This window comes from Prevotella melaninogenica ATCC 25845, assembly GCF_000144405.1.
Taxonomy (GTDB): domain Bacteria; phylum Bacteroidota; class Bacteroidia; order Bacteroidales; family Bacteroidaceae; genus Prevotella; species Prevotella melaninogenica.
The window spans coordinates 170,886-190,383 of record NC_014370.1; the positions used below are offsets into that span (position 1 = coordinate 170,886).

General features: G+C 41.0%; 11 protein-coding genes. 6 read left to right on the forward strand and 5 right to left on the reverse strand.

What is annotated here, in order from left to right; all coding sequences use genetic code 11:
* Positions 1–24: 24 nt before the first annotated feature.
* From rpsB to rplM, 3 genes are all read right to left on the reverse strand, one after another.
* On the reverse strand, positions 25–840 hold the full coding sequence (gene rpsB, locus HMPREF0659_RS00595; protein WP_013264106.1) for a 30S ribosomal protein S2: 816 nt from the start codon (positions 838–840) through the stop codon (positions 25–27).
* A 335-nt stretch (positions 841–1,175) separates the two neighbouring features.
* On the reverse strand, positions 1,176–1,562 hold the full coding sequence (gene rpsI, locus HMPREF0659_RS00600; RefSeq protein WP_004358788.1) for a 30S ribosomal protein S9: 387 nt from the start codon (positions 1,560–1,562) through the stop codon (positions 1,176–1,178).
* Positions 1,563–1,573: 11 nt separating this feature from the next.
* On the reverse strand, positions 1,574–2,038 hold the full coding sequence (rplM, locus tag HMPREF0659_RS00605) for a 50S ribosomal protein L13 (RefSeq protein WP_004358787.1): 465 nt from the start codon (positions 2,036–2,038) through the stop codon (positions 1,574–1,576).
* 565 nt (positions 2,039–2,603) lie between these two features.
* Here rplM and HMPREF0659_RS00610 point away from each other — a divergent pair.
* Complete coding sequence (locus HMPREF0659_RS00610) at positions 2,604–3,698, forward strand: lactonase family protein (protein ID WP_013264143.1); 1,095 nt, start codon at positions 2,604–2,606, stop codon at positions 3,696–3,698.
* A 605-nt stretch (positions 3,699–4,303) separates the two neighbouring features.
* Here HMPREF0659_RS00610 and HMPREF0659_RS00615 read toward each other — a convergent pair.
* A complete protein-coding gene (locus HMPREF0659_RS00615) occupies positions 4,304–7,075 on the reverse strand; it encodes a fimbrillin family protein (protein WP_013264933.1) in 2,772 nt (923 codons plus the stop codon).
* Positions 7,076–7,121: 46 nt separating this feature from the next.
* Positions 7,122–7,286, reverse strand: a complete 165-nt coding sequence (locus HMPREF0659_RS12705; RefSeq protein WP_013264437.1) for a hypothetical protein — start codon at positions 7,284–7,286, stop codon at positions 7,122–7,124.
* A gap of 1,132 nt (positions 7,287–8,418) precedes the next feature.
* On the opposite strand from HMPREF0659_RS12705, the gene HMPREF0659_RS00620 reads away from it, so the two are divergent.
* The 5 genes from HMPREF0659_RS00620 (at position 8,419) to HMPREF0659_RS00640 (ending at position 19,416) form a co-directional block, all read left to right on the forward strand.
* Positions 8,419–11,055: a substrate-binding domain-containing protein gene (locus HMPREF0659_RS00620; RefSeq protein WP_013264569.1), complete on the forward strand. Its 2,637-nt coding sequence runs from the start codon at positions 8,419–8,421 to the stop codon at positions 11,053–11,055.
* Positions 11,056–11,251: 196 nt separating this feature from the next.
* Positions 11,252–14,371, forward strand: coding sequence for a SusC/RagA family TonB-linked outer membrane protein (locus HMPREF0659_RS00625; RefSeq protein ID WP_044045795.1), 3,120 nt, complete (start codon positions 11,252–11,254; stop codon positions 14,369–14,371).
* A gap of 37 nt (positions 14,372–14,408) precedes the next feature.
* On the forward strand, positions 14,409–16,157 hold the full coding sequence (locus tag HMPREF0659_RS00630) for a RagB/SusD family nutrient uptake outer membrane protein (protein WP_013264274.1): 1,749 nt from the start codon (positions 14,409–14,411) through the stop codon (positions 16,155–16,157).
* A gap of 32 nt (positions 16,158–16,189) precedes the next feature.
* A complete protein-coding gene (locus tag HMPREF0659_RS00635) occupies positions 16,190–17,689 on the forward strand; it encodes a DUF4960 domain-containing protein (protein WP_013264300.1) in 1,500 nt (499 codons plus the stop codon).
* 23 nt (positions 17,690–17,712) lie between these two features.
* Positions 17,713–19,416 (forward strand): DUF4980 domain-containing protein, encoded by a 1,704-nt coding sequence (locus HMPREF0659_RS00640; protein ID WP_052299122.1) that lies wholly within the window; start codon positions 17,713–17,715, stop codon positions 19,414–19,416.
* The last annotated feature ends 82 nt before the right edge of the window (positions 19,417–19,498 follow it).

Below are 19,498 nucleotides of genomic sequence, written 5' to 3' on the forward strand. Positions count from 1 at the left end.
CAGCGCCCACTATGTTTCTTTTAATTACTCAGCAGCTGGTGCTTCGTTCTCTGCCTTTGGAGCTTCTTCTGCCTTACGAGCAGCACGCTTTGGCTTAGCCTCAGCAGCCTCTTCAGCCTGCTCTGCAGCAGCCTTCTCGTCAGCCTTCTCAGCCTTACGCTCCTCAAGACCCTCTGCAATAGCACCGCAGCAAGCAGCGAGGATAGCCTCTACTGAATCCTTAGCATCGTCATTAGCTGGAATAACATAGTCGATGTTCTTTGGATCAGAGTTGGTATCAACGATACCGAATACAGGAATGCCGAGACGGTTAGCCTCCTTAACAGCGATGTGCTCCTTCATTACGTCTACAACGAAGAGTGCAGATGGCAAACGAGTCAAATCTGAGATAGAACCGAGGTTCTTCTCGAGCTTAGCACGCTGACGTGAAATCTGCAAAAGCTCACGCTTAGAGAGGTTAGAGAATGTTCCGTCGTTCATCAACTTGTCGATGTTCGTCATTTTCTTCACAGCCTTACGGATAGTTGGGAAGTTGGTCAGCATACCGCCAGCCCAACGCTCGTTTACGTATGGCATGTTAACAGCTGCAGCCTTCTCAGCTACAACTTCCTTAGCCTGTTTTTTAGTAGCGACGAACAAGATCTTCTTACCACTCTTAGCGATACCCTTGAGTGCCTCTGCTGCCTCGTCTATCTTAGCTACAGTCTTGTGAAGATCGATGATGTGGATACCATTGCGCTCCATGAAGATGTAAGGAGCCATAGCTGGATTCCACTTGCGACGGAGGTGGCCAAAGTGACATCCTGCCTCCAATAACTGGTCAAAATTTGTTCTTGACATTTTGTTTGTTTTTACTTGTTTACTTTCTTTTTAATTCTTTCTTGGCGAATGAGCTTCACCACGCTTTGTTAGAATCAACTGACGGGTAGTCCCCCGATAAGGAATCGCGTCAGTTTAGATACTAAACCCTTTTCCTTTGAACTTTGAGCTTTGAAATTTGAGCTTTAGCCTTTCAGCTTTCTGTTTGAACTTTTACCTTTCTGCTTCGTTTTATTCTTTTATCAAACAAAACATATCATAAAGTTCAATGTTCCAAGTTCAATGTTCAATGTCAACTGTTCAATGTTCCAACTTCAATGGTCAAAGTTCCAAGTTCCAAGTTCCAAAGGAAAATATTAACGCTTACTGAACTGGAAGTGAGCACGAGCCTTTGGCTGACCTGGCTTCTTACGCTCAACAGTACGGCTGTCGCGTGTCAGGAATCCCTGGTCCTTAAGTGCTTTCTTATCTTCAGCGTTAACCTTAACCAATGCACGAGCGATAGCAAGACGCAGTGCCTGGCTCTGACCAGTAAAGCCACCACCATCGAGGTTGGCCTTAATGTCATACTGACCTTCTACACCGAGCAACTGCAGTGGCTGCTTAACCACGTACTGCAGGATAGCTGATGGGAAGAATTCAGTTAAATCTTTCTTGTTGATTGTGATCTTACCGGTGCCCTCTGAGAGGTAAACACGCGCTACAGCGCTCTTACGGCGACCAATTGCATTAATTACTTCCATCTTTCTCCTTATTATTTATACTGGTTAATATCAATTGCCTTTGGCTTCTGTGCCTCGAGACCGTTGAGCTCTGTACCTTCGATAACATAGAGGTTATCCAACAGATGACGACCTAAAGGACCCTTTGGTAACATACCCTTAACAGCATGACGAATCATCTTGTCAATACCGTTCTTACGAGTACGAAGCTGTGCAGGTGTGTTGAAACGCTGACCACCAGGGTAACCAGTATAACGTGTGTAAACCTTATCAGTCTCCTTCTTACCAGAGAATACAACCTTAGCTGCATTGATAATGATTACGTTGTCACCACAATCTACGTGTGGGGTGAAAGTTGGCTTGTACTTTCCGCGAAGAAGCTTAGCTACTTTAGAGCAAAGGCGACCTACAACCTGATCGCTCGCGTCAATAACGACCCACTCTTTCTTAGCTGTTTCCTTGTTTACGGAAATAGTCTTGTAACTTAAAGTGTCCATTCTAAAAAATTAATAATTTTACTACTAAAAAACGTTTTCTATTTTTACGACTGTGCTTGACCTAACCATGCTGCCCGGCCAAAGACAACACTATTAACACGTATCGTATGGGGTTCTAAGAAAATCCCCCTTAATAATCGGACTGCAAAGGTACTTATTTTCAACCTTATATAATTGTTTTGGATAGTAAGATTATATGTAGTTTATGATTATTTAACTAAAATGTTCGCTCGTTTGAGTCTGTTATTGTGTTTCTCCAAGGTTTTGTTTAATGTTGTTCTTACATCTTACCTTATAATATTCGTTGTCTTTGATGTTTGAACTTCTGCCTTACTAAACAGTCAAAATATTAGTCTTATCTCTCTGCGAATGTTTTTAAAAACTTAAAAACAAAGCGGGGAAGTCAAAAATGGTAAAAAAGATAGAGGTTTATCATAGTTTTATTTATTTTTGTAGCGCTATAAAGCTACTTCTTATATCTTGAAAGAAGGGAATAAGTGAGGGGCTTATTATATTATAATAGGTGAAACATAAAATATAAACAAATATAGCAGATTAAACAAAGATGAATTTTAAATCTATTTTATTAGGTGCGGCTTTGGCCGTTAGTCCTGTGTTCGGTTTTGCCGACAGTAATATCAAGATGGTTGTCGGAACCTATACTGATGCTGGCAGTCAGGGGTTGTATTCATTCTCTTTCGACCAGTCTACTGGTAAGGCATCGGGTATCACTTCGTTAAAGGTTGACAATCCTTCTTATTTTACTTTCAGCAAGGATGGTCGTAATATCTATGCTGTTAGCGAGAAGAATAATGCGACAGCTGTTCTTAATAGCATTGGTTACGACCCTGTAAACGGTACTTTCGCTTTTAAAAACTCACAGCTAACGCATGGTGGCGATCCTTGTTATGTGTCTACAGATGGCAAGATTGCACTTACTGCTAACTACTCTGGGGGTACTATCTCTGTCTTCCCAATTCTTAAGAATGGAACACTCGATAAGTCTTTGTTGCAGTTGGGTAGTGTGAAGAGTGGTCCTAACCGTTCACGTCAGAACACACCTCATGCACATTGTGCTATCTTTGCGCCTGATGGTTATATCCTTACAACCGACTTTAGTGGCGACCGTATTCTTTGTTTCTCTTATAACAAGCGTGATAAGAAGTTAGAGGATCATGGTATTGCGGCTAATGTAAAACCAGGTTCTGGTCCACGTCATCTTGTTTTCTCTCCTAATGGTAGATATGCTTACCTTATGAACGAGTTGTCTGGTAAGGTGATTGTTTATAGTTATAGTGACGGTAAGTTAAAGGAACTTCAGTCTATCGCTGCTGATAACGCTAACGCACGTGGGGGTGCTGATATCCATGTCAGTCCTGATGGTATGTTTGTTTATACAAGCACACGTCTGAAGGGTGATGGTATCACTATCTTCCGTGTAGGCAATAAGGGTACCTTGACTCGTGTGGGTGCGCAACTTACTGGTAAACATCCACGCAACTTTGCTATCACCCCAAATGGCAACTTCCTGCTCGTTGCTTGTCGTGATGATAACTCTATACAGGTTTACTCACGTGATAAGGATACGGGCTTGCTTAAGAATACTCATCAGGATATTGTCCTCAGCCACCCTGTTTGCGTGAAGTTCTATCCGGAATAAGGCTCTTTTGGGAGTTAAGGAGATTTCAAGAGGAGTTAAAGGAGTTAAGGAGTTGAAGGGAGTTAAGACATTAGTCTTTTTCCTTTCGCTCTTTTGCTGTTTTTAGGAGTTAAGGAGTTAAGGAGTGAAATGGAGTTAAGACATTAGTCTTTTTTCTTTCGCTCCTTTGCTGTTTTTAGGAGTTAAAGGAGTTAAGGAGTGAAATGGAGTTAAGACGTTGCTACTATTCCTTTCAATCCTCTCACTCTTTTATTATTTTTATTGCTGTCTGGTAAAAATAAACTGAAAGCTCTGTATCTCTTTATCTATCGGTGTTGCAGCCGTTTTAATTATCCAGGGGCTTGGTTTTTAGTTTCAAACTGTAAGTGTTATAAAATGTGCTTATTTTGACAAGGCAAGACCTATAACAACCAGATAAATTAATGAAATCATAATTTTTAGCCTATTTTATCTAACACAGATAACTCTAAAAAAGTTTTATCGGACACCAATATATTATTTTCTCACAGAGTATAAGAAGTCTACACTTAATTCTAATTTACAAAAAGGCTGCATCAAAATGAAACCATTTTAATGCAGCCCTTAATATTTAAAGTGACTGAGAATTAATTCGTAGGACTTGCTACTGGGCGAACGCCGAATGCATAGCTGTAAGCATTTCGTGCATCACTATTTTTAACTGGCAATGACAAAGAGCCATTTGCCATCTTGGCACGCCATGCATAACCTAACTGACCGCCAACCTCTACTGCAACACCAGTCCAATAGAAACCAGCCACATTCTTCTGAACTAATTTTCCAGCACTACGTGCACCACACGCTGGGAAGTAGATTTCCTTATTATTATCAGCACGAAGAGTGTATCCATTATCCCATGTTGCATCCGTAGTATTGAAGTCCTTGAAAACGTATGCATTAGGCATCTGATAACCTACTGGAGATGGGTCGTAAATAGTCTTAACAACAACAGAATTCAAACCATCAATTGTATTACTATTAATTGACCACAGGTTAATGTACTGCTTGTACTGCCAACCCAACTTACCTGCACCTACCTCTGGAAGCATTACACCTGGATTGCAAATACCACGTCCAATTGTACGACCTAACATAATAGTTCTGTATGGCTCATTATGCTCAGCTTGGTCTGGAATCTTTTGATAACTGCTTTCATAAGAGTAACCGCTAATGTTATCTACTCCTGGGAGTGCATCCTTACGACCCCACTGGTAGAGTGTGCAGTATCCCTCACGGACAGCATCATCACCAGCCTGCTCGATTTCAATCTCACCCTTCTTTCCTGAGCCTTCCTGCTCGATAACAACAGTTACCTTGCGTGCTTCCGTCTTTGCCATCCACTTTGTGTACTTCCAACCCAGCGTCTCGTTTGTAAAGTTATAAGTAGTACCTGCACTTGTAAACTTGATTGGATCGAGCGCAGTCTTAGGAGCAAACCATAAATGCCAAGACCAAAGAACCTTACCTGAATCATCTGTAACGGCAACAATGGTATTACCATTAGCAAGCTGATTTTCGTTAACAGTGAATGTAAGGAAGTCCTTATCTCCACCATTCTGCTTAACTTCAAGATTGCTTACAACACCTGGCACATCAGTCCATACAACCTCTGCAAGTTTTGCAGCATAAGAACGATTCTGCACATTGATGTAAGGACTTGTGATTTCTCTGTCCAAATGATCAACAAACTTATGCAGAACAAGGTCCTCGTCATAAAAACCACCGCCATCTTTCGGCAAGTATACACTTGAAGCTTTACTGATATAAGCTGACTCGTTAGTTGATCCGCCCTTGATAGCATTACCATATACCAAAGGAATACGGTAAGTACCTGGCGCAGAGATTACGTAGCTGTTAGCGGTATTCTCAATTGCGTCAGCACCAGTCTTGTTAGAGAGGTTATAGTTTGTTACAGCTGTTGCTTTCTGCAAGCCCTCATTACGCTCCTTGAGAAGGTCCTTAACGTTCTGTGTGATAGTTGCTGTACCAGTCTCACCAGCAGAAGTTGTACTACCATTACCACCTTCCAGAGTAAGGTTTGTCAGCCATTCAGGCTTCGCTACAGAAGCACCATTAACCTTGTAATCAACAACCTTCCACTTCAGAGGCTTCTTCACACCATTCTCTGTAATGTATGACTGAACCATATATGTACTTGTTGTTGTAGCATCCTTAGCAGCAATACCAGGCGATGATGGGTTCAGCACATACTCAAAGCTACCAGCTTTCTGAGAAAGCTCATAGGTCTTTGTTGTACCGGCCTTCCAAGAGCCCCTGAGCGCAGCAGTGATAGCTGGAGTACCAGCGTTGTCAAAGTAGATATTAACTCTCACACCAGCAAGACTTTGTGGAATCATATAGAAGGTGTAGTTGTCATTATTATCTCTACCGGTGATAATCTTATTCGTACCCGATGTGCTTACGTTCAAGCCGTCAACTTTGAAGGTTGCCTTATCCTTCACATCTGTCCACGCACGGTCAAGATCGCCAGTAGATGTTAGGAGCACACCTGAAGGCAATGTAAACTTACCCTTGCTCAAAGCATCTACAATCTCAATCTTGGTAATATTGTGACCAGCTGCAACATTCTCGCCGAGCTTGAAGCGGATAGCTGTCATTGCGTGCTGGAACTTAATAGGAACAACTGGTGCTGTACCCTGTGTTACGTACTGTACAGGAGTCTCACCAGAGCAAGCTGTCATAAGGTCCTTCTGATTAGTAGCATCAGTCTCTACCTGTACGTTCACGTAAGGAACTGAAGTACCCTGTGAAGAAAGAGCCAGCTTGTCATAAGCATCTGTAATCTGTGGATAGACAGCATAGAACTTAGCATAAGGCTGGCTCATTGCCCAATAGAACGTGTTCTTGAAAGTACCGTTAGCACCTACCTCCTCATTGTGGAACCAAGAGCTAAGGGCAGAGGCTGATGCACCACGAGAACCAATGGCAGAGAACTTGCCAAGTGTTGCAGTGGTAATGATGTCAGCACGGGTTGCAGGATTTGACTTAAAGTCTTCATTGTAAATACCTGGCAAGGTTGTCTCAACAAGACAGTAGTCGCTATTGCCCTCAACAGCAAGCTTCTGGTCAACGAGATCCTCTGGCTTCAAGCCAAAATCGCTCAACTGATCAGCATAGGCAGCACGGGTCAAGGCACGTGTAGTCTGTGTATTGTCACCTGCCACACCTACATTGAAAGCAACAGCTGTGCCGTTCTCCTGATTATTTACTACCGAATCAAAATCGTTGTCTGAACAGCCGGTAAGTCCCAGAGCGGTCAAACCGCTGAGACAAACAAATGTGAGCGTTTTTACGCCCGACTTATGCGTAAAGCAATTTCTGAAATTATTAATCTTCATTATAGTTAATGTCTTTTTTATCACAAATAATAAAAAGATTTAAAACTTACTCGCCCACCAATTCTGTGTCTGTATTATCCTCCACAGGGGGAATCACTTCAGGAGTTGTATTAACAGGAGGGCTACCAGCCAAGATTGGGCAATCCCCAGCCAAGCTAAACGTCAAAATTTGAGGCTCTATATAGGCCTTCTTCTCTTTGTCTTGTTTCATTTTTATTTAATATATATAAAATTATTTTTTGTGTCTATAATTATTTGGGTGGTTATAGCTTATAAGGTGTTTAAAATCTGTAATTTAAAGATTTGTTGGTAATATCGCATTATTACCCTGAAAGCGGGTGCAAAATTAATAAAAGATATTCAAATATACAAATTTTATTTAAACAAATTTCTTTTTATACATTTTTTTTTTAGGTTCTTCTGTTAAAAGCATAGATTGGAAATAGAATAAGACTTATACACTTCCTTAGTATGACTATCCCAAATTAGATGGTTTTATAAAGGGGATAGGCTATAAGGTTAAATTCAAATTGATACTATATCTATCCATTGCCTACAAACTGTTTATTCCCTTATTGATTGAGGTTTGTAAACTATTTTCAAGCAGATTGAAATCAATAAATGCTTTTTTGGCTTCTAAAAGACGGCTAATTGAGTTGCAAAAGATGCTCTTTTGAGGGCTTACTAACGCCCTTTTGAAGTCCAAGTAAGCATCTTTTATCTTGGTACTTTATAATCATTTGATTCTCTGTTGGTTACAAACTTGCTTTTTATGCGTGTTTTTATCCTTATTTATAGATGTTTTATTCGAAATTATGTGATGATTTTTCGGGCTGTTGTCTGAATTTTCATCGTATTAACCCCAAGTCGGTCATTAGACCACAAAATGTATATTTCTTATTATTATGGTATTGTTTCCTAACATCTTTTATGTTCTTATTGGCATCTTGTCTGTCTTTGTAACTTGATGTAACCCACTGCGCTTATGTTCCAGAAACAAACAATCAGCTCGATAATAAAATAAAATATGTTTAGGCTCTAATGAGCGATTTGGGGTAAAACGAAACAGTTGCCTATGTCAGATAATGATTATAAAATAGATAGTTTGATAGTCTTGGCTATGTTTTTATTTAATGAATCATTGCTGTTCTTCCGTTAAAGCTATACGTAAAAAGTCTACGCATTTAACGGAAAATCTCATAGGAAGATACAAAGACGTTTCAGGACTATCTGTCGTTATTTATTTGCTCGCATAATAACGTCTTGATTCCTTGCAAATACAAAAAAAAGAATGTATCTTTGCTGCAATAAACCTGTATTATACATAATCTTTTTTGATATTTATGCAGATGAAGCAATGGTTATACATACTAATTTTCACTTTGTTGTTTTCAGCTTGTTCGGATAACAACGTAAAAAAATATGTTATAGGAGTATCTCAGTGTTCTGAAGATATTTGGCGTGATAAGCTCAACAACGAACTTGTGATGAGTACCTATCAGCATGATAATGTAACACTAAAATTTGCTTCAGCTAATGATAATGACAGGTTACAGAAACAACAGATTGAACAGTTTATAAAGGAAGGAGTCAACCTTCTTATTGTTTCTCCCAATCAAATTCATACGATTTCATCGGTCATTGATAAAGCATACGATGCCGGAATCCCTGTTATCCTCTTCGATCGTAAGACCGATTCAAAAAAGTACACAGCCTTTATAGGGGCTGATAACTATGAGGCTGGATACGAAATAGGCAATTTCATCGGGCAGCAGTTAGATGGTAAAGGGAATATAGCTGAGATTTGTGGATTACAAGCATCGTCGCCCGCCATAGAACGCAATCGTGGTTTTATGGATGCACTAAAGGATTATTCTGGGATAAAAGTGATTGCTCGTAAGCATGGAGATTGGGTGAAAGAGAGTGGTGTAATGGCTATGGACAGTGTACTCTCACAAGCAAAAGAGCCTATCCAATACGTCTTTGCACAAAATGACCGTATGGCTTTAGGTGCTTTGCAATCTATAAAGAAGCATAAGGTTAAGGGAATAAGAATAGTTGGAATAGATGCTCTTCCTGTACCAGGAGGAGGTATGGAGAATGTTCGTGATGGTAATTTAGAAGCTTCTTATATCTATCCTACCCGAGGCGATTCTGTTATGCAACTCGCGTTGAATATCCTTGAGAAGAAGCCTTATAAGCGTGACAACTATCTAAAAGGTGCATTGGTAACAAAGGCAAACGCTAATGTTCTACTTATGCAGAATGAAGAGATGAATAAGCAAACAGCTCGTCTCAATGCACTTCATGGGAAAGTGGATACTTATTTGGTGCAATATAATCATCAAAAGATGTATATTGTGCTTTTTAGTATAATCCTTTTCTTGCTGATAGGTATTATGGTTTATATCTATCGAACTATCCTTATGAAGCGAAGAATAGAAGAAGATGCCAACAAAGCAAAACTTCAGTTTTTCACAAATATAAGTCATGAATTGCGTACACCACTTACGTTGATAGCTGATCCTGTGAACTATATCATGCATGATGATAACCTTAATTCACAACAACGAAGTATGCTTCAGATAGTACAACGTAATGTGCTTGTCCTGACACAATTGGTCAGTGAGATTCTTGACTTCCGTAAGGTGCAGAATGGTAAGATGGAACTACGCCTCTCCGACTTTAATCTTTCGGAAAGTATGAAACAATGGATTATGCTTTTCAGTGCCTCTGCACAGAAGAAGCATATTGCCATTAGTATGAATGCTCCTGATGCGGTTATGCTCAGAGCAGATCAAGATAAGATAGAGCGAATCTGTTATAATCTTCTTAGTAATGCCCTAAAATATACGTCTGAAGGTGGAGAAATCACTCTGACAGCTAAAGAAGAGAATGGACGTGTTATGATTAGTGTGGCAGATAATGGTTGTGGTATTTCAAGTGATGAGCTTCCTTATATTTTTGATCGTTTCTATCAAGCAAAGAATGCTGGACGTGGTACGGGTATTGGCTTGGCTATTGTGAAAGCTTTCACAGAATTGCATCACGGAGAAGTAAGTGCTACAAGTGTCGAGGGAAAAGGAAGTACCTTTACTATTCATATTCCTGTTAGACAGAAAGGAGAGGTAACTAACCAGCCTACAGAGAAAATAGAACAATTGGTTGAGCCATCATCCGCAGAAGAAGTTCCGAATCAAGCTCGTCATATAGACGAACTTATACAGCCTTATCAAACAGATAAACCAGAGGTATTAATCATTGATGATAATATCGATATTCGCACTTATTTAAGGTCGGTACTATCCGAAAAGTATAATGTGAGTGAAGCCGCTAATGGAAAAGTTGGTTTGGAACTTGCACGGAAAATAGTTCCAGATATAGTGTTGTCGGACATTATGATGCCTGTGATGGACGGATTAGCGTTTTGTCAACAGCTGAAAACGGATAAAGCTATCAGTCATATACCTGTCATTTTACTGACAGCACGTAGTCTTGATGAGCAACGTGCTGAGGGGTATGAGCATGGTGCGGATGCTTATTTGTCCAAACCATTCTCACTTCGTCTACTTTTTTCGCGTATTGATAATCTTATTCAAAGTAGGAAGAAACTTAGTAAGTTATTCTCAAATAGTGATGAAAACGATGCTTTTGAAAAGTTGTCCAATGAAACAGATAAGACTTTTGCAGCACAATTGCGCAAGATAATTCAAGACCACCTTAGTGATAATGAGTTTAATGTAGAGCGAATAGGCGATGAAATCGGCCTTTCTCGTGTGCAGCTTTATCGGAAAGTGAAGGCTCTTACTGGATATTCTCCTGTAGAAATGCTTCGTAAAGCCCGTCTCACTCGTGCCCGCCATTTGCTTCGAACAACGGAAAAGACGGTGTCAGAGGTGGCTTATGCTGTTGGTTTCTCTACGCCCAGCTATTTTTCAAAGTGCTATAAAGACGAGTTCGGGGAGAGTCCCAAGAAGTGATTTGTGTGCAGTTTCTCTTTGAAGAGAATAAAAAAGGCCCTTTTCTTGTAAATCGTTCATTTGCTATAAGGATTTCGTTTAGGTAACATTTGTTGTATGTAAGGAACGATTATTTTATAAGCTTTCTCCTTGTTGATAGTAATTTTGTGGCAGAATTTTTATAAATCCAGAATTACTAACATCAATCATTTTCTAAATGGAAAGCCTAAGGAAAATTATTTCGAGTGCAGTATTGCTTATGTTCTGTTCGCTTATATATGCTCAGAACAAGGTAACTGCCAGTGGTACAATTGTTGACGAGACTGGTTCTCCTGTCGTTGGTGCCACAATAATGGAGAAAGGTACAGCCAATGGAACGGTAAGTGACATTGACGGTAACTTTAGTTTAAGTACAAATGAGGGTGCACCTCTCACAATCTCTTACATTGGTTATTCTACTATTGAAGCCAAGGCTGCAGCTAAGATGAATATACAGCTGAAGCAAGAAGCCAATGAATTGAACGAAGTCATCGTAACAGGTTATACAACTCAGCGTAAGGCAGACCTTACTGGTGCCGTATCAGTTGTGAAGACTGATGCTGTCAAGACATCTCCAGATGCTGATCCAATGAAGGCACTTCAAGGACGTGTGGCTGGTATGACTATCACAGACACCGGTTCGCCGTCAAGTACTGCAACAATTCGTATCCGTGGCATCGGGTCATTCAACTCTTCTCAGGATCCTCTTTTTATTGTAGATGGTGTGCCAATGACAAACGGTATCAATACACTTAACTCTAACGATATCGAGAGCATGCAGGTTCTGAAGGATGCTGCTTCTGCAAGTATCTATGGTTCACGTGCTGCTAATGGCGTTATTATCATTACAACCAAACAGGGAAAGAAGGCTGACAAAATAAAAGTAGACTTTACAGCTAATCTTACTGCTCAGTTCTATACAAAGCAGTCAAAGATGAAACTTCTTGATACTAAGGGTTATGCTACCGCAATGGCTCAAGCTGCACTTAATGATGGTATCGATCCTGTAGCGTACGCAAGCAACTATGGCTTGAACCTCAATGCTGCAGAAGGTGTGGGAATCAGGGTATGGAATCCTACAACAAATCAGTATGTAAACTATACTATAAATGGTCTCTATGACGGTTTTATCAATGCTAAGCGTACCATGATGTTCTCAGATACAGATTGGGTCAGAGAAATTTCACGCACAGGTTTCTCCCGTAATTACAGCGTATCTATCTCTTCTGCTACAGATAAGTTAACATCGATGCTCTCTTTGGGTTATAAGAAAAATGATGGTATCCTGAAGTATACAAACTTCTCAAGTATTCAAGCTCGTTTGAATAACTCGTACAGACTCAATAACATCCTCAAAGTTGGTGAGAACTTCACTATAAGCTACAACAAACAGGTTGATGGTGCTCCTATGGAGAATGCTCTGAAGATAAGCCCAATAGTACCTGTCTATGAAAAGAACGGTGTTACATTTGGTGGTCCTGTTGGTGGTATGAGCGACCGACAGAATCCTATGCGCGAACTGTATCATAATAAGGATAATCATCTTGACTATTGGCATGTATTCGGAAATATGTATGTTGACATTACCCCTGTCAAGGGGCTGTTGTTTCGCTCAAATTTCGGAGTCGACTATACTACATCATTCATTAATGCACTGACTCATACCTTTGCATCAGATGTCGTGAATAACAATACAGCAAGAACCGACCTTGGTCAGACCAACAATACTAATTACACATGGTCTAACACTCTGAACTATCTCTTTGATATAAAGAATGCTCATCATTTCAATGTACTTCTTGGTTCAGAAATCAATAAGCAAACTTATCTTGATTTCCATGCTATTTCTGAGGGATATGCTCTGGAGTCAGTGGAATATATGTACCCAAATGCAGCAACTGGTACAGCTCGTAACACTGGTGCAATGGTTGGATACCGTCTGGCTTCATTCTTTGGTAAGGTTGACTATAACTACAACGACTTGCTTCTTGCATCTTTCACACTACGTCATGATGGTTCAAGCCGTTTTGGAAAGAACAACCGTTGGGGTAATTTCCCTGCAGCATCACTGGGTTTCCGTATCTCACAGCTACTTAAAAAAGACTGGCTTGACGATCTGAAGCTTCGTCTTTCTTGGGGTAAGACCGGCAATCAAGGCATTGACAATAATGCACACTATGGCTTGTATGTTGCCGACTATGGTCTTGAGCGTACTACATCAACAGCCTACGACCTCAATCTTGCAGGTAGTGGCACCTTCCCATCAGGCTATCGTGCTATACAGACAGCTAATGAGAACTTGAAGTGGGAGACAACCACACAATATAATATAGGTATTGACTATAGTCTGTTCCGCAGCAGTCTTTATGGAACAGCCGATTTCTATATCAAGAACATTACAGACATGCTTATCAACCCAGGATACCTTGCAGCAAAGGGAGAGGGTGGAAGTCAGTGGCAGAACGGCCCATCGCTTCGCGACTGGGGTATGGAACTTACCTTAGGTTACCGTAAGAACTTTTCTAATGGCTTAGGCATCGATATTAATAGTAACATTGATCTCTTCCGTAATCGTGTTACATCTCTTCCAAAGACAACAACAGGTGCTTATGCACACACCTCAAAGCAGAATATTGTTGAGGCAAAAAAACCTTATGGTAGTATTGTAGGATATGTTGTTGACGGACTCTTCCAAAACCATATGGAGGTTTATGCGTCAGGTCAGCCTAACGCTCGTGTAGGTGGTCTGAAATATGCTGACCTGAATGGGGATGGACGTATCAATCAGGATGACCAGACATGGATTATGAATCCCGTACCTGCATTCTCTTATGGTCTGAATGTTGCGGTGAGTTACAAGAACTTTGATCTCAGTATGTTTTGGCAAGGTGTAGCCGATCAGGATATCTACAACAATCAGAAATTCCAGACAGATTTCTGGAGCATAACTGATGCAGGTTCAAACAAGGGAAACCGTATGCTTAATGCATGGACATCCGATAATACTGATTCTTCAATTCCAGCTCTGACAACTAACAATACTGCTGACGAAGGTCGTGTTTCTACGTATTATGTTGAGAACGGTTCTTACCTGAAGCTCCGCACACTGCAGCTTGGGTATAACGTTCCTGAGAAGTTTATCTCAAAGCTCAAGATGTCCAGCCTCAGAGCATATATCTCAGGTCAGAATCTTCTGACACTCAAGAGTTCCAGTCTGACATGTTCAGATCCAGAGAATCCTAGCTGGGCTTATCCATTGGCCACATCTATTTCATTTGGTCTGCAGGTAGGATTCTAAAGATAAAACGATATGTTCATCATAAAAGATTATAACAATGAAAACAATCATATATAATAATATCAAAAAGGCTTGTATGACTCTTTGCCTGGTAGGTTCCTTGGCAAGCTGTAACGATTATCTGGAGTATAAGCCAACAGCAGTTGTCGATGAGCAGCAGGCATTCCAAAACCCAGACGAGATGGTGAATAGTGCCTATGCCATGCTGGGTGATGACTGGTATGGATACCCTTTCAATCTCTGGACATATGGTGATGTGGCGTCTGATGATGCTCTTAAGGGTGGTTCAGGAACCACAGATACAGATTATCATCAGGTGGAAGTGTTCACAACTCTTACCCCTACATTAGGACATCTTGACGAGTTGTGGTATCATCTCTATATTGCTGTCAGCCGTTGTAATCGTGCTCTCGTGGCACTGCAGGATAATGGTGAGGCGAAACTCGGCGCTGAGACAACAAAACAGCGTATTGCTGAGGTAAAGTTTCTTCGTGCTCATTTCTATTTCAAACTTAAGATGGTGTTCAATAAAGTGCCTTGGATTGACGAGGATGCTTATCGTAATAACAGTCAGGAGCAAATTAAGAATGATGAGTACACAGCAGAACAGCTATGGGATAAAATCATTGCTGACTTTAAGGAGGCTTATGATGTTCTTCCAGCAACGCAGTCTCAGGGCGGACGTGTCAATAAAATTGCTGCCGCCGCTTATCTTGCAAAATGTTATCTTGAGAAAGGATGGGGTGACGGCTACGAGGGTAGCACTGGTGCCAACTTTGTCAATAAGGAGGATATGAAGAAGGTTGTTGAATACACTGATGTAGTGAAGAGCTCACAATATGGCTATCTTGAGGACTATGGTGACATATTCCTTCCAGAGCATCACAACAGTAAGGAAAGTATATTTGCAGTACAACATTCTAATTACGAGGATGACCACACAACTTACGGACGTGGCAACTGGTCAAATGTTCTTAATGGTGTATGGGGTATTTGGTCATGCGGATGGGATTTCCATAAGCCATCACAGAACTTTGTAAATGCTTTCAAAACTCACAACGGACTTCCACAGTTTAATGACTATGCGGATGAAAATGCCCACCCAGTAAATGGAGCACCATCATCTCAAAAATGGGATCCAAGATTGTTCCACACAGTGGGTATGCCTTCATTCCCTTATAAGTACGAGGGAGCCTACACTCTGACAACTGCGAACTCACGTACGCCTAACACCTATGGTTATTATTGCTCAATGAAAGAGGTTCCGCAGCGTTCAAAGGGAGAGACATACAACAGCCCATGGCAGTCTTTCGCAATGAATGACTATGTAATTCGCTATACCCAGTCAATGCTCGACCGCGCTGAGGCTCTTATCGAATTGGACCGTTTTGTTGAGGCACGCCAGATTATCAACGATATCCGTCAACGTGCAGCCAACTCCATCAATAAGCATATCTCTTATGCCGCTAATCAGTGTGAGATAAGTCTCTATCCTGATACATACTTCCAGAATAAGGAGAAGGCACGTTTGTGTCTGCGCTGGGAGCGTCGTCTGGAGATGGGTATGGAGCATGAACGTTTCTTTGATCTCCGCCGCTGGGGGCTTCTCTCAACAACTCTCAACAATTACTTTAAGAAAGAGCAGAACGATGAATACAATGGACAGAAGTATGCGCAGTATTATAAGGGTGCACATTTCACGCCAGGCAAGAACGAGTACTTCCCTGTACCTTATCCACAGTTGTATTACATCCCAGGACTTTACTCTCAGAACAGAGGATACTAAGTTAGAGAAAAGAAGTAAAATAGACAAAAATTATGAAAAAGATATCAATCATATTAACGGTATTGGTTGCGCTTATCTTTACTGCTTGTCAGGACAAGGATATCGAAAGAGCTCCAATGCGTCTTCAGGCTATCAATGCTGAAGAGATAACAGGTAATCTTAAAGGTGATGACTACACATGGACATGGCCACAGCTAACACCAGGCCAGTCAATGTATGTTATGGTTTATGAAGGAAGTACATTGCTTTCTTCGGAGACTGTGACAGGCAACAGTTTTACGCACAAGAGTGTTCAGACCAACGTTCCTTTTGTTTATGTCTTCAAAGTCAGCGACGGTGAGAATGTCTCTTCTGGTGTAGTAAAGAATTATACACGTGAGGGTGCAACACAGATTACAGGTCTTTCTATGTCACAGGTTGAGAAGGGACGTGGATATGACGCTGCCATCACATGGAATAAAACTACTGATGCCACATCCATCGACTTAATAGCTACCAATGGCACACGGACTATTCATGAGACCCTCTCAGGTTCTGTTTATAGCTATACAATTCCTAACGTAGTATATGGCGACACATGGAACGTTACTCTGCGTGCTATCAACGATAAAGGAACCTCAATGGCAACAACGTCAAGCCTGAAGATCGGTAAGACGGCTATCGCATTCCTCAGCATATATGCTACGCCAGAGGAACTCATTGCTAATGGTGACGATGACGAAGCGTCTGCATGGCTGTGGCTTCATAAAACATATCCTAACGCACAGTTCGTTTATTTCGGTAATATTAAGTCGGCTACCGACATGGAGCCTTATCGTGTGGCATTTTGGTTGCGTGACCTTGAGCAAGGTGCAGAGGATGATGTATGGAGTCTTCCAGCGGTTGTGAATTCTGCAACACCTTACATCTCAGAATGGTATAAAAATGGTGGAAATATACTGCTCTGGCAGCATGCAACAGCTTACCTCACTAACCTTGGTCGCTTTGAGCAAAGTCTATTCCGAGGAAATGACCATACTATCGGTATTGGACGTGGTGGTATCAATAATGATAACTGGAGTATGGGTGCATGTTTGAACATCGAAGGAAGTCTCATAGACTTCACTACTCATCCTATCTATAAGGGGATCCCAGTACGTATTTCTAACGGCATCAAACTCATTGATATGAAGGGACCTGGATGGACCGAGGATCATAACTGTCTATACTTCAACATCCCTTCTGTACTATCTGGCATAGCTAATGACAAACTCTCTGCCTATACTACAATAACAGAGACTTACGGCATATATCCTCTTGGCGTATGGGATTCGCAAATAAGGTCAGTTTCACAACTCAATGTATGGGAATGCCGTCAGGGCAACAGCGACTTCAAGGGTACAGCAATCTGTATCGGTAATGGTGGTTGCGAATTCTCTATGCGTAATGCTGATGGCTCTGCAGATGTAAGTGCCCATCCAAAGAACAACGTCAACCAGGAGTCAATCCTCAAGTTGGCTAAGAATAGTATCGAATATCTCAAAACTCGCTAACAAAACATTCTATATCAAAAGTTATGAAGCAAATACTTATAACAACTTTGCTTATACTCATGGGATGCGTCTCGTCGGTAGCCCAGAGTCAGGTACAAGTTCTTAGTGAGCGCCATGCTATGCAGCGTATCTCTGGGCAGAAGAATTATCTTATGTTGCCTGTCGAAGAGGCCGAAGAAGGGGCACATGTAAAGATAATTTATGATAACAAAATTGTCAAGGAATTCAATGTTCGTCTTGCTGTCAACAAGGTGGACTATTATGTGCCTGTTGACATTTCAGTAATTAATGGTAAGAATGCACTCATTGACGTAGACTTTGGGGATGGCCGCAACAGAAGACATAGTGATATAAAGAACTATGTATGCTGGACAAAGATTGATTATACAGATAAGATAGATACGGCCAATCGTGAGACACGCTGGCGTCCTATATATCATCATACCCCTACATACGGATGGATGAACGACCCTAATGGTATGTTTTATAAGGATGGCGTGTGGAATCTCTACTTCCAATATAACCCTTATGGCTCAACATGGGAGAATATGACATGGGGACATTCCACGTCTACTGACCTTGTGAACTGGACATATCAGGGCGATGTAATAGAGCCTGATGCCTTAGGTACAATATTTTCTGGTTCTTCTGTAGTTGATTATAAAAACACTGCCGGATTTGGAGAAGGGGCCATCATCTCTTATTACACCTCTGCAGGTCAATCACAGACTCAGAGTATGGCATATAGTACCGACAATGGTATGACTTTCAAGAAGTATTCTGATAATCCTATATTGACAAGTAATATTCCTGATTTCCGTGACCCAAAGGTTCTTTGGAATGATGAGGCTTCTCACTGGAATCTTATTCTTGCAGCTGGACAGCAGATGAATATATATAGTTCAAAGAACTTAAAAGACTGGAAGTATGAGAGTTCTTTTGGAGAAGGATATGGTAATCACGGCGGCGTGTGGGAATGTCCTGATCTATTAAAGATGGGTGATAAGTGGGTGCTTATCTGTAACATTAACCCCGGAGGTCCCTTTGGTGGAAGTGCAACTCAATACTTTGTTGGTTCATTTGATGGTCATAAGTTTACTTGCGAATCAAAACCTGAGGTGACAAAGTGGATGGATTACGGAAAAGACCATTATGCAACAGTTTCTTTCAGCAATGCTCCAGACGGTAGAATCGTTTTTCTTCCTTGGATGAGTAACTGGCAGTATGCTAATCAGGTGCCTACACAACAGTATCGTTCTGCCAATGGTTTGCCACGAGAACTTAGTCTCTTCACTTATGAGGGAGAAGACTATGTTTGCGTAAAGCCATCTCCTGAGGTATTTGCAGCCTTTGAGCAGAAACCTACAGGAAGTCTTCAGTCTGCTGCTTATCTTGAAGTTACAAATATAAAGAGTAATGCTTCTATCGTACTCAGCAATGATAAAGGCGAGAAGGTAGCGATGGTTTATGATGAAAAGAACAGAACGTTCTCTATGGATCGAACAGAAAGTGGTTTGACAGACTTCAGCAATGACTTCAAAGCAAAAACCACAGCACCTACCTATGGAACTATAAAGAAACTTCAGATTTTCGTAGACAATAGTAGCATCGAAGCTTTTGATGCTGACGGAAAGATGTCAATGACCAATCTTGTGTTCCCTAACAAGCCTTATGAAAAGATCCTTGCTAAGGGCTGTAAGGTAAAGGTATATAACTTGAAGAAATAAATAATAGCACGAGTTAAGATTTAAGATTTCGTTCATTTACCGCAAAATAAACTCTTATAGTAACATTTGTTGCGGTCAATGA